Here is a 13293-nt window from a genome sequence, read left to right as displayed (position 1 = left end):
CGTCCAGAGCCACATCCGCTGACCTCGGTCCGCCGCTTGCTCACTCCGATCGCGCCGCCGGACGGCTGCATTCCTCATTCGTGCCCGTGGTGATGGTCGTGGTCGTGCTCGTGTGCGCCCGCGCCGCGTCGAGTGAACCGTCCGGAGAATGCCCGATCGACTACTTCCGACAGCGCGGGATGGATATGCACTGATTCGCGGATGTCCCAGACGGTTCCCGTCCCTGCTTTCATCGCGACGACGACCTCCTCGATCAGGTTCGACGCCTCGGGGCCAACGATGTGACAGCCCAGAATTTTGCCGTTCGGCTCGACGAGGACCTTGACGAACCCTTCCGTCTTCATCGCCTTGCCACGGGCCGTGTCCTCGTATCGGTGAGTCGCGGTAGCGTACTCGTTGTCGGCGTCGCGGAGGTCTTGTTCGCGTGCCCCGACGCCCGCAACCTCCGGCGAGCCGAAGACGGCGAACGGCATCGCGGTGTAGTCGACCGCCTCGAGTTCGTCACCGAATAGGTTCCGAACGACGGTTCGAGCCTCGTGGTTCGCGTTGTGTTTCAGCAGGTGCTCGCCGACAATGTCGCCCAGCGCCCAGATCCCGTCGGCCGTCGTGCGCAGATACGCGTCGGTCTCGATGAATCCGCGCTCGTCGGTCTCGACGCCGGTCGCCTCGAGGTTCAGGCGGTCGGAATTCGGTCGTCGGCCTGCCGCGACGAGTATCGTGTCGCCGGTCACGGCCACGTCGTTGCGTCCGTCCGCATCGTCCCATGCCGGCGGATACGCTCGAGCTTCGATAGTCACCTCGTCGTCTCCTTGCGAGGCCGCAACGGCCTCGTACCCCGTGTAGACATCGAACCGATCGGCGTAGCGCTCGGTGAATGCGGCCGCGACGTCCTCGTCGGCCGTTGGAAGGAGTTGCGGGCGACGGCCCACGATCGACACGTCGCTGCCGAACGTCCCGAAGAAGTGTGCGAGTTCGGCCGCGATGTAGCCGCCGCCGACGATGACGAGGTGATCGGGTGGCGTCTCCAACTGGAGCGCCTCTCGGCTGGTGATGTAGTCGACGTCCTCAATTCCGTCGATTGGGGGGATCAACGGCCGTGTTCCCGCTGCCACGAGGACCGTATCGGCTCGCGCGCGCTTTCCGGCGTCGAGTCCGTCGACGATTTCGATCGTCCGGTCGTCTATGAACCGGCCTTCGCCCTCGAGTAGCGTGTGCTGACTCGAAGTTCGCAACCCATGGTGAATCGACTCGGCACTGCTCGAGACGTCCTCGTTCACCTCACGAACGATGTCGGCGAAGTCGACATCGGTCACGTCAGCGTTAATGCCGAATTCGTCGGCGCGTTCGACGGTCTCCATCACCTCGGCGTGGTACAGCAGTTTTTTCGACGGAATACAGCCACGGTTGAGACACGTGCCGCCGAGTGGCCCCTTCTCAACGACTGCAACGGACTGGCCGCGACTTGCGGCGGCGCTCGCTACGTCGAGTCCAGATCCTGAGCCGATTACGAGAAAGTCGAACTCCGCAGTGCTTTGATCCATGCACTGATCGACCACGGTTGAGGTCATTAAACACGTCCCCACCTTCCCGTTTACCTCCTTGCATCCGCCAGATTTGATTTGTAGATAATATCCTCATCACGCCAAACGGTAGTGTTTTCATGCGAGTCAAAAATGACCTCAATTCAGAATATAGCCGAGATTTGAATTTCGAAATTAGCAATATAGGATTTAAACATGCAGTTACTGATGGGTATGCCTGGGGTGAGGGAACTGACTGAAGAAAACAGAGGATTGGCTATCTGTGAACACTGCGGAGCAGCGTACGCAGTACGGATCCTTGAGGACGGGCAGATTCATCCGATTGGACGAGATACTTGTTCGTGCGGGAGCGATGACTTTCGGCTCCTTGAGTGAGCGTATCGTCGCTGCAGAACGCAGTACATGCGATACAGCTCACACGAGTAGGATGGGCAGCATCGCCACGACGCCGGCTCCGAATCCGACGAGGAGTTCGCGGTGACCGCGGTTCGGAAGATCCGCTCCGGTTTCTAGCGCTTCAGGGATGAACTCCGTCGCGACAAGGTAGACCATCGCGCCAGCAGCGAATCCGAAGCCAAAGGGCAGGAACGTCTCGGCCCACGAGACGAACACGAACGCGATCACCGCGCCGATGGGCTGGGGGAGACTCGAGAAGATCGCTGCGCCGACCATCCGCCAGTTAGACAGCCCCATCGACCGCATCGGGATGGCAATGGCGGTCCCCTCCGGAATATTGTGGATCGAAATGGCGATCGTCATAAATACTGCGAGCAGCGGGATCGAAACCCCGAGTATCGAGAGACCTCCTTCCAGTCCTAATTCGGCGAACGAGACGCCGACTGCGACGCCCTCGGGAAAGCTGTGGACCGTGAGGATGCCGAGAATGAGCACGAGTTTCTTCAGGTCGCCCTCGACGAATACTGTGGCCTCGAGCGGTGGGTCATTGGAACTGTGTCCGTGACTGATGCCATTCGCCCGTACTTCTGCAGGGTCGGACGCCTCTCCGTCGTACTCGTCTCCGTGGTGCTCGTCTCCGGAGTGGTGATTCGTCATACTGAGATCGACACTACCGAGGACTCGATCGGAAACTTCGACCAGCACGACACCCGCGAGTACTCCACCGAACAGTAGCGTCGGAAATCCGCTCGAGGCGTACGCGAGCCCTTCGTCGGCGAGTCCGAATACGGATACCGTCACCATGATCCCTGATGCGACGACCCACAGACCAACGTTCCATCGATCGCTAAAGTCGTCAACGAAGAAGAACGGGACTGCCCCCAGTCCCGTTGCGAGGGCGGTGACGAGGCCCGCGACGAATACGATGGTGAGATTTTCTGTCACTGCCATACACCACGTATGATAGCGACAGCAAAGTAAATTTTCAAAATAGGAAATTTATTTTGGGTAACCTAAAACATCGTGGGCGGCGGATCTCACGCTTGGTCGGACCAAATTTAGACGGTTTGACGTCGGCACGGACCAAAATCGGTAGTAGCCTTAGCATCTTGTTGGGAATCCGGTGCTGGATTTCCGCTGATCGGGCTCTGTTGAAACCCTTAGCCGATGACAGATGGTGCGTGCTGAATAGAGGGCGCAGGTCCCGCACGGAGGTAACTCAAGGACATTGGCAGTGAAGCCTTCGATATAGATAACGAGGTTTTCACTACCCCCTGTTGGATAGGAATGAATTTGATAGGTTAAATGACGTTATTGTCATCGACACTTTCACTTTAGTACAAGGAGACAAGATTAAGTTCGTATGGATGATGGCGATCCTGACGAAGGAAAATATCCTTCTGACAATCTTGATGATGTGTTAAGACCAATTGAGCATTTTAAGATCGAGAGGAATGAATTAGTGCCTCAGAAAGTGAATACGCTCAAAGGTCCGAAAGAGGAACTGGAGACAATCCACGATACTTTGATACCAAAATTAGAAAAAGCGAAAGAGAGGGACGAGGGCGGAGAATCATTGACCTATCTTACCCAACAGGAGAGAGTCCTGTTACTCGAATTCTTCACTGTATCTCATGCTGTGATAGAAAACCTATCTGTTGACATTCTTAAGCTCAAACTCCTGAAAGCAGACCATGCTTCAGAGAATTTTTCCGATTAGTTATTTGAGAGAAACCTGAGCCAGAAGCGGCGCCAAGAACTGCTATCGAAAGCTGGAGCAATTGATGACGGACTCAAGGGAGATATGAATCAGGTCAGAAAAGCCCGAAATGAGTTAGTCCATAACCGAGCAACTCGCTTAGCGGTTTCATCAGTAGATGATTGGACTGCCAACGCTGATAGAGCCTTGCGAACTGTTGAGCGTCTCTATGAAATCAAGTGGGATGGCGCAGTCTCGAACCTACAAGAATAAGCACTCGCTGTGCATGGATTTCCTGAATGGTGTGAAGTAGTAAATACGCAGACATACCAACGGCTGTTTCAGCCGATTCATCCTTGAACAAGTGCACATTCCGTGCTGAACTCACGCTCTGTATTCAGCACAGGTTCTGTAACCCATCACCGACTGAGGGTTTCAACAAGGCCGCTGGTCGAGAAATCAGAATACGACAGGGGCAATAAACATCGTATTGAACTGAAAGCGTTGCCGTTCGATTCCGTTTACTGGGCGGGGATCTCGGTGTCGGCCTCGGCGTGTTCGTACTTGTCCTCGAATTCCTGGATGAGTTGTCCCATTTTCGCGTACCAGTCGTTCAGCTTTCGCTGCATATCGTTCGCGATCTGGGTCGGGTCTGTGGGGTAGTAGACGTGGTAGTAGCCACCCTGATCGTAGTTGATCTGCTCTTTCTGGATAAAACCGCTCTTGAGCAACCGCTGGATCGATCGGTATGCGGTCGACCGCTCCCGGTCGACCTGTTCGGCAACTTCGTCGATCGTTAGCGCTTCTTCGCTTTCAACCATTACCCGGAAACAGTCCTTATCGAGTTGTTTGAGACCGTGGATGCACTCTAGCAGCCCTTCACACTCCATATCCTGCTGTAGTTGCTCTGCCATTGAGTTAGCCATTTTACTATCTCACGGTAGGGGCCGCACCGGTATAAGGGTTGTGTGGATATTGTGCAATCTCGATGAGCCGGAATTGCGCGGCTCAAGGAATGACGATAGGAGTTCGTCTCAGTCTGCGGACGCTGCGGCCGCGTTTGACTGCTTTCGCATCGTCGTGATCGTGCTGTAGATCACGGCGCCACTGACCAGCAACGCAGAGAGCATGATCAGCGCGAAGGCGACCGTCTCAAGCATGGGGATTCCAAGGGGGTCGGCGGCCTGCCGAAAGGCGACCGCAACCGAGCCGCCGAGGAGCATCAGTCCGAAGTAGATCTTGATGTCGTCTTCGTCGACGATGCCGGTCGCGGCCGAGCCGATTCGGGCGCCGAGCGCGCTCCCTGCAAGTAGCGGCGCGACGATTGAGAGGTCGACGCCACCCTTGAGCCCGTAGGTGAACGCGCCAAATCCGCCAGAGAAGACGATCTCGAAGAGGTCAGTCCCGACCGCGACGGGAACCGGGACGCCGATGAGGTAGACCATTGCGGGCATCTTGATGAACCCACCACCGACACCCAGGAAGCCCGACAGCAGGCCCGTGGCGAACGCGACGGCCAGTATCAACCAGAGCGAGACCTGGATCCCGCCGGCGACCGTCATCATCGGTGGGATGCGGTAGGACTGAATCCGCTTCGCGAGGGGTGGAATCGCGTCCGGGTCGAACTCCTCGTCGGACTCGTGGTGGCCGCCACTCGAATCGTCTTCGCCGTCGTTTGCGAGCGCGTTTCGGGTGACGAACAGACCAACCGCACCCAACAGGACGACATACGTGGCACCGATAGCACCGCTGGCGAGTCCCAGTTCCTCGAGGTAGTACACTACTCGACTACCCACCTCGATGCCGCTCGTCGTCCCGACGATCATCAATCCGCCGAGTTTGTAGTCGACCTGTCCGAGATCGCGGTGTTTGAGCGTCGCGATCATAGCCGTCCCAAAGACGAAGGCCATCCCACTCCCGACGGCGACGCTGGTGTCGTACCCCATTACGAGCAATGCGGGCGTGACGAGAAACGATCCGCCCATGCCGAAGAATCCGAACAGGATGCCGACCATGAAGCCGAAGCTCACGAACAGTGCGAGCATCGTCAGTGCGATTCCAAAGAGTTCCATCTATGCGTGCTTGATCCATTTGACCACTGGCGTTGCGACCCGCTCGAGCGCGCCGTATCCCACGTAGAGGACGATCGCCTCGAGGAGGACGGCGCCGACGAGCGCGGCGGCCTGTACTGCTGACGAATACGCTGCAAGGTCGATCATCGGTATCGACCTCCGACATTCGGTTGTGTGCGGATCATGGGTTTCTGCTCAGTATCGATTACCCGGAGGATGGGTATAACGCTTTTGGGACTGGCGCACAATATTACTGCAATCTATCCCACCGCTATCCAACGAGAATATTTTAGTAAGTTATGGAGATACGAGGGGTCGATCGGTTTCCACTCGACGCCGCTGTGGCGCGGCCGACAGGAGTGGCGCGCGACCCAACTGAAACACTATCTTATGTGATAGGTTGTCGGTTCGAGCACCGAATTGGTCGGACAGTTTATCTACGGCGAGCACATCGCAATGGTATTGCTTCACCCAAACAATATTATGCTAGCGACACCTACGAGAGGTATGAAAGCGATCTGTGCGACCGACCTCTCCGCCGCCAGCGAGGCGACGATCGAGAGCGAGACCTGCCTCGAATGTCTTGGACGAATCGGCGTCGAAGAGATTCACCTCGTGACCGTGATCCCGTCGAACGTCCATGCGGGCATGCCCGGAATGGACTTCGAGGAACGGCGCGAGCAGGCGTTGTCACGCTACCGCCGTGTCATCGAGGAGGCCGGCTTCGATGTCGAGGCCCACGTCGTCCGCGGCACGCCCCACCGGCGAATCAATGGGGTCGCGGAGGCGGTCGGGGCGAGCCTGACGGTGGTCGGTTCGCGCGGGAAGAGCCCGCTCGAGAACCGTATCATCGGCTCGACCGCGCGTAACCTCGCGCGGACGACGGTCGTGCCGCTGCTCGTCAACCGGATCGAGCGCGAGGCGGACGATCCGGCCGTCGTTCGCGAGTACCTGTTCCAGCGGATGCTGTACGCGACGGACTTCTCGGAGAACACCGAGCGGGCTTTCGAGACATTCTCGTACCTCCGGCACGCCACGCAGGAGGCGACGCTGGTCCACGTCGAGACGCCGAAGGATCCGTCGCTTCCGGACGACAGTGATCCCGAGGCACGACTCGCGGACCTGACCGCACAACTCGAGGACTGGGGTATCGAGACGCGAACCGAGGTCCGCAGCGGCGATCCGGCGGACGAGATCCTCGCCGCGGAAGCGGCGTACGAACCGACGACGATTCTGGTCGGTTCGCGCGGTCACAGCAGGCTGCGCCGCCTATTGCTCGGTAGCGTCTCTGAAGATATTGTCGCGCAGGCTGACGGAAACGTCATGCTCGTCCCACCGGATCGGACGGCCTAATATCCAGAGTGCATCGGTTGCATGGAGGCGGATGTTAAACACATTGACGGGCATCGCTAGGCATCGCCGGTCATTCACGCTCCCAAGATTCATCGGATTACGCGGTGTAATTCCAAAGGATGATCCTCGAGCGGTCCTCGCTTCGTCCTTCTCGAACGGCCGTACCGAGATAGACTCCACAGCAGAGAAAGCGAAATCGAATTGTGAAGGGTATGATTCCGATCCAAGCCGAACTTCTGGTTGTGCTCATCGTAATTTCTCTCGTGGCTGGGATCGGGTGCACGACGACCGGTGCGGGCGGGATATTCGTCACGATTTCACTCTACGTGTTTACGTCGCTGACGTCTACGGAAGTAGCGGGAACCGCTCACATCGTCTTCATCGCCGTCGGAATCGTCGGCACAGTTGGGTTCACGCGGTCGGGCGAACTGCTCGGTACCGACGGCCGGGTTTTAGCGGCGATACTCAGCGGCGCGAGTATTCTCGGATCCGTAACCGGATCGTATCTGAACCCGTTCATTTCCCGTCGATTGTTCAGCGTTCTTCTCGGTCTACTCACCGTCGTGATAGGAAGTGCCCTCCTGTACGGTCAAATTCGCGGGCTCCCGTCGATAGTTACCCTCGATGCACGCTCGACGGGTGGGCGGCTCGGGTTCGGTGCCGTGGGATTGCTTCTCGGGCTCTCCTCCGGGCTCGTAGGTATCGGCGGTCCGATAATCGCAGTGCCAGCGCTGGTGACGCTCGGGGTGCCGATGCTACTGGCGCTTGGCGTCGCACAAGTACAGGCAATCTTTATTTCGGGGTTTGCAGCCGGTGGCTATTTTCTGCAGGACGCCGTTTCCCCCTTCTTTGCGACGGTTACGACGGTACCGACCGTCGTCGGCGCTATCGGGGGATGGGTGCTCGCCCATCGTGTCGATCCGGACCACCTGGAACTGGTTTTGAGTGCGGTATTGGTCCCCGTCGGACTGTATCTGATCGTCTGACCGCTCCCGATCCGTTTCCGGTTCGAAATCCGTCGCGGCGTCGATGGGAACCGACACATCGTCGCTTCCCGCCGAGCTATCGCCGGGTCGTTCGCCCTAGAGCTTTCGCGAGCGAGAGCAGAAAGCCCATTCCCGCCTTGACGTCCGGATCACGCAGCGCTTTCGCGGCGCCGAGCGCACCGACCGGCTCGGTTGGCTCGGACCCGGCTTCGCCAACGGCCTCGAGCAGCGACTCGAGCGTCCGGGCTACGTCGTCGTCCGCTGCGGTGTCGGCGACTTCGCCGAGACGCGTCCCGGCCGCCGCGAGGTCGGTCACCATCCCGTCGTCCATCGCGTTCGATGCGAGCGCGAGCAGGTCCGTCATCGCCAATAGGTCGTCGAGCGTCCCCGACCGCTGCAGGTGAGCGAGGGTCTCGATCACGTTGGCCAACTCGTCGGCGTTCTCGCCGGTCGCCTCCCCGAGCTGCGCGACCTCCTCGGTCGCCAGCCCGTCGGCCGCAGCACCGAGATTCGTCGCCGTTCCGGCGAGTCCCTCGACCATCCGGTCGTCCATCGAGGCGGTCGCCAGGTCCGCCGTATCGAGCAGATCGTTGACGACGCCGACCCGCTCGAGGAATCGAGCGACCTCGTCGGGATTGTCGGCGACGAGGTCCTCGAGCGTCGCCGCGTCCTCGCCCGGTCCCGACGCTGGTTCGGATTCGGACATCTATAGCAACCCCCGTGCGGTGAGCCAGTAGGACTCGTTGTAGCCAAGCTTCGTCCAGTGGAGCGGTTTCGACGGTTCGCGGACGTAGGGCTCCTCGCCGTAAGTGAACTCGATGAACGTGGCCTCGTCCATGCCGGCCTCGAGGAAGCAGACCGTCTTTCCGTCGTAGATCGCCGTCGGCGTCTGCCCGCGGGCGCGGCTGGCGATCCGATCGGCGACGACGCCGGCCTCGTAGTGAGCGACGCTGCCGGCCTTGCTCGTCGGGACGTCCGCGACGTCACCGATCGCGTAGACGTCCTCGGCTGCCGTCGCCTCGAGCGTGTGTCTGTCGACGTCGACCCAGCCGTCCTCGCCCAGCCCCGCGTCGATCACGAGGTCGCTGCCCCGGTGGGGCGGGATGGCCACGAGCAGGTCGTACTCGAGTTCCGTCCCTTCGACGGTTTCGACGACTTCCGCGTCTGGATCGACCTCGTCGACGTTGAAGAACGTCTCGAGGGTGATGTCGCGCTCCTCGAACAGGTCGGTCGCCCAGTCGGCGACCGACTCGAGGCCGTGGGCGCGGTTAATTGGGTACGTGTAGGAGATCTCGACGTCCTCGCGACGACCCCGTTCGCGGAGCCAGTCGTCGACCATCAGCGGGAACTCGACGGGCGCCGCCGGGCACATGTGCGGGACGCCGACGACGCTCAGGACGAGGTGACCCTCGGTGAAGTCGGCCAGTTCGTCCCGGAGCCGCTCGGCGCCGTCGGGGCCGTAGAAGTGGTGGGCGCCCTCGGCGAGCCCGGGGACGGCTTCGGGCTCGAGGTTCGCACCGGTCGCAAGCACGAGCTGGTCGTAGCGCAGCGAGGTCGTCCGGTCGGCCAGCGAGAGCCGGTTCTGGTCCGTATCGACGTCGGTGACCTCGTCGATCGTCAGAGTGACGCGGCGGTCGACCAGTTCCTCGATCGGTCGTTTCGCGTCGTCGACCGTCTTCTTCCCGAAGGGTACGTACAGGAACGTCGGCTTGTAGACGTGGTTCGGGTCGGCCGTGATCAGCCGGACCTCGACGTTGCCGTCCGCGATCTCCGTCTGTAATTCGCTCGCGAGTCGGTTCGCGAGGACCGTTCCGCCCGTCCCGCCGCCGACGATGGCGATTCGATGCATCTCAGTTGACCTCCAGGTAGATACTCCAGTAGTCGTCGCGCTCCTCGATCTCGACTAGGTCGTGGCCGGCTTCCTCGAGCCACTCCGGAACGTCGGTCGTCGAGTTCCGTTCGGTGGTCTGGAGTTCGACCACGGTACCGGCGTCGAGGGTCTTCACCTTCCCGATGAGGTCCATCAGCGGGCCGGGACACGATGCGTCCTTCGAGTCGATCGTCACGTCCGGATCGTCTGTATCAGTCATTGGTCTACGATTGCAGGTTGCGTCGTCGTCGTTCGAACTCCTCGTCCGAGAACTCACCGCGGGCGTAGCGCTCGCGGAGTTCCTCGAGCGCTCGGTCGGGTCGGTCGGTGCGGTCGATTCGGTCACCTCTGTGCCGACTACCGGCCCAGACGATCAATAGGGCCAGCAGACCGAGCAGGACGATCGGCCAGAGGAACATCCAGCCGCCGAAGACTCCCCAACTGCCCATCCCTCCGCCGGCACCGCTGCCGTGGGGCTGCGCGGACGCCGTCGCGGTCGCGGCGACGAGGAGGACGGCGGCAAAGGCCGTCGTTCGGCTCGCATACCGTCCGATCGTTTCGTGTGGGTCCGTCATCGTTCGATCACACTCGAAGAATAGTATTGTATAGTAATGGCACTATCGGGAATCTAGCTGATTCAGGAATCGGCGATAGAGTTATAGGCGACGATCGCTCTCGGGAGGTGTATCGGACTCCAAATCGACTCGTAATGGATCCTCACCGAGCGATAGAACAGGGCACCTTTCCCCAACTAACAGCCGTGTTAGAAGGAATTGTATCTCCGACAGTCCGGAGGCCATCGGTACGACAGTTCGAGCAGCGATCGGTCAGTCACGTCGCCACGCCGGGGAGACCTCCGACCGTTCCGCCGACACAATATTGCTCATGGTACACAAAATCATTATAATCGTGGAGACCGTACCGTCGACCGATGAGCGAGTCCATCGACGACGAACGACAACGGATCCGCGAACGGAAGAAGCGAGAGTTGCAGGAACGCCTCGAGAACGGTGGGAGCCTCGACGCGGCCGACGCGGACGAGACGGGCGACGCGCCGGACGACCCGATCGCGATCACAGGTCAGGATCACCTTGACGAGGTCGTCGCGGAACACGACGTGGTCCTCGTGGACTGCTACGCCGACTGGTGTGGCCCCTGTCAGATGATGGAGCCGACGATCGAAGCGCTCGCCGCGGAGACCGACGCTGCGGTCGCGAAGGTCGACGTCGACCGACACCAGCGAATCGCCCAGCAACTGGGCGCCCGTGGGGTCCCTACGTTGGTACTCTACGCCGACGGCCAGCCGGTCGAACGCATGGTCGGTGCTCAGGACCGCGGGACGCTACAGGGCCTGATCGAGCAACACGCGTAAGGACGTACCTACCGAGACCACGGCAGTCGATACTGACCGTCTGAACAGCGTATCCGGTCCGACTCCGATATGAGGACCGGCGACGCGACCGCGACACACTGACATTCAGCCATGACCACCGATTGGCGGCACGCGATCGAAACGCAACGCGAGGAGAAAGACCGGTACTTCGGCGGCGATCCGCACTCGCCGATTCCGCCGGACGAGCGCGAGTCGTTCGACGGCCTCGAGTACTACCAGATCGGCGAGGAGTACCGGTTCGAACTACCGCTGCACGAGTGCGACGATCCCGAACGGGTCACCGTCGGAACGAGTACCGACGGCGAGCGAGAGTACCTTCGGTGGGGAAAGTTCCGCTTCACCGTCGACGGTGAGGACGTCGCGCTGCAGGCCTACAAGGCGGACCCCGACGACGAACGGCTCTGGGTCCCGTTCCGGGACGCGACCAGCGGCGACGAGACCTACGGCGCCGGTCGGTACCTCGACCTCGAGGACGACGCCCACCGGACGGACGACGGAAACTGGATCCTCGACTTCAACGAGGCGTACAATCCGACGTGCGCCTACTCGGACCGGTACGAGTGCCCGCTCCCGCCGACGGAAAACTGGCTCGAGGTCCCGATCGAGGCCGGCGAAAAGGCGTATCACTGACGACGGTTCCGGACTGATTCGGTACCCCGACGGAATTTCGCCGTTTTCGAACGACGGAGACGCTATCGATCCGTCGTGACCGTCGTCGATCGTGAGAATACCACCAGTTATATTGTCTGCTGGAACTATTACTCACAAGAGTACCCAATGACAACCACCGACGACCGAATCCGCACGACGCACATCGGGAGCCTCCCGCGCCCGCCGGCGCTTCTCGAGCTCCTCGAGGCGCGGCAGAACGACGAACCGGTCGACGAGGGCGAGTGGAACGAAACCGTCGCGGAGGCCACACGGGACGTCGTCGAGCGACAGGCTGAGGTCGGACTCGACGTCGTCAACAACGGCGAACAGTCGCGGGTCTCGTTCAATTGGTACGTCGCAGACCGGTTGAGCGGTATCGACGGGAAGCGCGAGCAGGATCTCTGGGCGGACCTCCAGGAGTTCCCCGAGTACGCCGAGGAGACGTTCAAGACGGACGTCATCGATCTCTCGATGCAGCCCGTCGTCGACGGCCCCGTCGAGTACACCGGCCACGAGGAGGCCGGAGACGAACTCGAGGAATTCAGTGACGCGCTCGCGGCCGTCGACGCCGACTTCGAGGGGACGTTCGTGACCTCGGCGTCGCCGAGTATCGTCGCGACCACGCACGTCAACGAGTACTACGACTCCTACGAGGAGTTCCTCTTCGCCGTCGCGGACGCGATGCAGGCGGAGTACGAACTGATCGCCGAGACCGGGATGACCCTCCAGATCGACGCGCCCGAACTGCTCACCATCGGCCAGACGGCGGCCTACGCGGACGAACCGCTCGAGGACGTCAAGGACGCGACGCGCCTCCACGTCGAGGCGCTTAACGAGGCCCTCGAGAACGTTCCGGCAGAGCAAGTCCGCCTGCACACCTGCTGGGGGAGCTACGAGGGCCCCCACCACCTCGACGCGGACCTGGCCGACCTCCTGCCGGAGATCTACGAGGCCGACATCACCGGACTGAGCGTCGAACAGGCCAACCCCCGCCACCAGCACGAGTACCGCGCGTTCGCCGAACAGCCGCTTCCCGACGGCTGGACGCTGATGCCCGGCGTCGTCGACGTCAAGACGAACATTATCGACCACCCGGAGACGATCGCCGACCGCCTTGAGCGCGTCGCGGACGCGGTCGACGAGTCGACGCCGATCGTCGCCGCGCCCGACTGCGGCTTCGGTACGCAGGCGGGTCTCGGCATGGTCCACCCCGAAATCGCGTGGGCCAAACTCGAGGCGCTCGTCGAGGGCGCCGAGATCGCGACCGAGCGCGTCTACTGACGGCCGCCTCTTGGGCCGCCGGGTGGAAGCCCGTCCGGTGAGCGGTCTGCT

General features: G+C 60.8%; 15 protein-coding genes. 6 read left to right on the top strand and 9 right to left on the bottom strand.

The window, feature by feature from the left end; all coding sequences use genetic code 11:
• Positions 1 to 74: 74 nt before the first annotated feature.
• Together ATJ93_RS20705 and ATJ93_RS20695 are read right to left on the bottom strand one after the other, a co-directional pair.
• Entirely contained in the window at positions 75 to 1541 is a 1467-nt protein-coding gene (locus tag ATJ93_RS20705) for a dihydrolipoyl dehydrogenase (RefSeq protein WP_120246581.1), read from the bottom strand.
• Positions 1542 to 1955: 414 nt separating this feature from the next.
• Positions 1956 to 2888, bottom strand: a complete 933-nt coding sequence (locus ATJ93_RS20695) for a ZIP family metal transporter (RefSeq protein ID WP_120246579.1) — start codon at positions 2886 to 2888, stop codon at positions 1956 to 1958.
• Positions 2889 to 3300: 412 nt separating this feature from the next.
• Here ATJ93_RS20695 and ATJ93_RS23280 point away from each other — a divergent pair, with 412 nt between their 5' ends.
• Positions 3301 to 3657, top strand: coding sequence for a hypothetical protein (locus ATJ93_RS23280; protein WP_147376669.1), 357 nt, complete (start codon positions 3301 to 3303; stop codon positions 3655 to 3657).
• Between the two features lie 500 nt (positions 3658 to 4157).
• On the opposite strand, the gene ATJ93_RS20690 is transcribed toward ATJ93_RS23280, so the two are convergent.
• The 3 genes from ATJ93_RS20690 to ATJ93_RS23830 all read right to left on the bottom strand — a co-directional run bounded on the left by ATJ93_RS20690 (position 4158) and on the right by ATJ93_RS23830 (position 5855).
• Positions 4158 to 4562, bottom strand: a complete 405-nt coding sequence (locus ATJ93_RS20690) for a helix-turn-helix domain-containing protein (protein ID WP_120246578.1) — start codon at positions 4560 to 4562, stop codon at positions 4158 to 4160.
• 108 nt (positions 4563 to 4670) lie between these two features.
• A complete protein-coding gene (locus ATJ93_RS20685; protein ID WP_120246577.1) occupies positions 4671 to 5708 on the bottom strand; it encodes a sulfite exporter TauE/SafE family protein in 1038 nt (345 codons plus the stop codon).
• Complete coding sequence (locus ATJ93_RS23830; RefSeq protein ID WP_170155623.1) at positions 5709 to 5855, bottom strand: DUF7512 family protein; 147 nt, start codon at positions 5853 to 5855, stop codon at positions 5709 to 5711. It lies immediately after the preceding gene.
• A 360-nt stretch (positions 5856 to 6215) separates the two neighbouring features.
• Between ATJ93_RS23830 and ATJ93_RS20680 the strand changes: the two genes are divergently transcribed.
• Together ATJ93_RS20680 and ATJ93_RS20675 are read left to right on the top strand one after the other, a co-directional pair.
• Positions 6216 to 7061, top strand: coding sequence for a universal stress protein (locus tag ATJ93_RS20680; RefSeq protein ID WP_120246576.1), 846 nt, complete (start codon positions 6216 to 6218; stop codon positions 7059 to 7061).
• A gap of 212 nt (positions 7062 to 7273) precedes the next feature.
• The gene (locus tag ATJ93_RS20675; RefSeq protein WP_120246575.1) at positions 7274 to 8047 is read left to right on the top strand and encodes a sulfite exporter TauE/SafE family protein; all 774 of its coding nucleotides are present in this window, start codon (positions 7274 to 7276) and stop codon (positions 8045 to 8047) included.
• A gap of 76 nt (positions 8048 to 8123) precedes the next feature.
• Here the strand turns inward: ATJ93_RS20675 and ATJ93_RS20670 are convergent, their stop codons facing one another.
• Genes ATJ93_RS20670 through ATJ93_RS20655 form a run of 4 tightly spaced genes read right to left on the bottom strand, consistent with a single transcriptional unit; the run spans position 8124 to position 10492 of the window.
• Positions 8124 to 8753 (bottom strand): DUF1641 domain-containing protein, encoded by a 630-nt coding sequence (locus ATJ93_RS20670; RefSeq protein ID WP_120246574.1) that lies wholly within the window; start codon positions 8751 to 8753, stop codon positions 8124 to 8126.
• Positions 8754 to 9896 (bottom strand): NAD(P)/FAD-dependent oxidoreductase, encoded by a 1143-nt coding sequence (locus ATJ93_RS20665; RefSeq protein ID WP_120246573.1) that lies wholly within the window; start codon positions 9894 to 9896, stop codon positions 8754 to 8756.
• Position 9897: 1 nt separating this feature from the next.
• Complete coding sequence (locus tag ATJ93_RS20660) at positions 9898 to 10137, bottom strand: sulfurtransferase TusA family protein (RefSeq protein WP_120246572.1); 240 nt, start codon at positions 10135 to 10137, stop codon at positions 9898 to 9900.
• A gap of 4 nt (positions 10138 to 10141) precedes the next feature.
• Positions 10142 to 10492: an SHOCT domain-containing protein gene (locus tag ATJ93_RS20655; RefSeq protein WP_120246571.1), complete on the bottom strand. Its 351-nt coding sequence runs from the start codon at positions 10490 to 10492 to the stop codon at positions 10142 to 10144.
• A 356-nt stretch (positions 10493 to 10848) separates the two neighbouring features.
• On the opposite strand from ATJ93_RS20655, the gene trxA reads away from it, so the two are divergent.
• The 3 genes from trxA to ATJ93_RS20640 all read left to right on the top strand — a co-directional run bounded on the left by trxA (position 10849) and on the right by ATJ93_RS20640 (position 13242).
• Entirely contained in the window at positions 10849 to 11289 is a 441-nt protein-coding gene (trxA, locus tag ATJ93_RS20650; RefSeq protein ID WP_120246570.1) for a thioredoxin, read from the top strand.
• Positions 11290 to 11400: 111 nt separating this feature from the next.
• Positions 11401 to 11940: a DUF1684 domain-containing protein gene (locus tag ATJ93_RS20645; RefSeq protein ID WP_120246569.1), complete on the top strand. Its 540-nt coding sequence runs from the start codon at positions 11401 to 11403 to the stop codon at positions 11938 to 11940.
• Positions 11941 to 12087: 147 nt separating this feature from the next.
• The gene (locus ATJ93_RS20640) at positions 12088 to 13242 is read left to right on the top strand and encodes a cobalamin-independent methionine synthase II family protein (protein ID WP_120246568.1); all 1155 of its coding nucleotides are present in this window, start codon (positions 12088 to 12090) and stop codon (positions 13240 to 13242) included.
• The last annotated feature ends 51 nt before the right edge of the window (positions 13243 to 13293 follow it).

The organism is Halopiger aswanensis (assembly GCF_003610195.1).
GTDB classification, from domain to species: Archaea; Halobacteriota; Halobacteria; order Halobacteriales; family Natrialbaceae; genus Halopiger; species Halopiger aswanensis.
This window is presented reverse-complemented; position numbering and strand designations above follow the sequence as displayed.

Coding starts and splice junctions, on each gene's coding strand:
- ATJ93_RS20705 (WP_120246581.1), bottom strand. CDS start 1,541: ATGGATCAAAGCACTGCGGAGTTCGACTTTCTCGTAATCGGCTCAGGA.
- ATJ93_RS20695 (WP_120246579.1), bottom strand. CDS start 2,888: ATGGCAGTGACAGAAAATCTCACCATCGTATTCGTCGCGGGCCTCGTC.
- ATJ93_RS23280 (WP_147376669.1), top strand. CDS start 3,301: ATGGATGATGGCGATCCTGACGAAGGAAAATATCCTTCTGACAATCTT.
- ATJ93_RS20690 (WP_120246578.1), bottom strand. CDS start 4,562: ATGGCTAACTCAATGGCAGAGCAACTACAGCAGGATATGGAGTGTGAA.
- ATJ93_RS20685 (WP_120246577.1), bottom strand. CDS start 5,708: ATGGAACTCTTTGGAATCGCACTGACGATGCTCGCACTGTTCGTGAGC.
- ATJ93_RS23830 (WP_170155623.1), bottom strand. CDS start 5,855: ATGATCGACCTTGCAGCGTATTCGTCAGCAGTACAGGCCGCCGCGCTC.
- ATJ93_RS20680 (WP_120246576.1), top strand. CDS start 6,216: ATGAAAGCGATCTGTGCGACCGACCTCTCCGCCGCCAGCGAGGCGACG.
- ATJ93_RS20675 (WP_120246575.1), top strand. CDS start 7,274: ATGATTCCGATCCAAGCCGAACTTCTGGTTGTGCTCATCGTAATTTCT.
- ATJ93_RS20670 (WP_120246574.1), bottom strand. CDS start 8,753: ATGTCCGAATCCGAACCAGCGTCGGGACCGGGCGAGGACGCGGCGACG.
- ATJ93_RS20665 (WP_120246573.1), bottom strand. CDS start 9,896: ATGCATCGAATCGCCATCGTCGGCGGCGGGACGGGCGGAACGGTCCTC.
- ATJ93_RS20660 (WP_120246572.1), bottom strand. CDS start 10,137: ATGACTGATACAGACGATCCGGACGTGACGATCGACTCGAAGGACGCA.
- ATJ93_RS20655 (WP_120246571.1), bottom strand. CDS start 10,492: ATGACGGACCCACACGAAACGATCGGACGGTATGCGAGCCGAACGACG.
- trxA (WP_120246570.1), top strand. CDS start 10,849: ATGAGCGAGTCCATCGACGACGAACGACAACGGATCCGCGAACGGAAG.
- ATJ93_RS20645 (WP_120246569.1), top strand. CDS start 11,401: ATGACCACCGATTGGCGGCACGCGATCGAAACGCAACGCGAGGAGAAA.
- ATJ93_RS20640 (WP_120246568.1), top strand. CDS start 12,088: ATGACAACCACCGACGACCGAATCCGCACGACGCACATCGGGAGCCTC.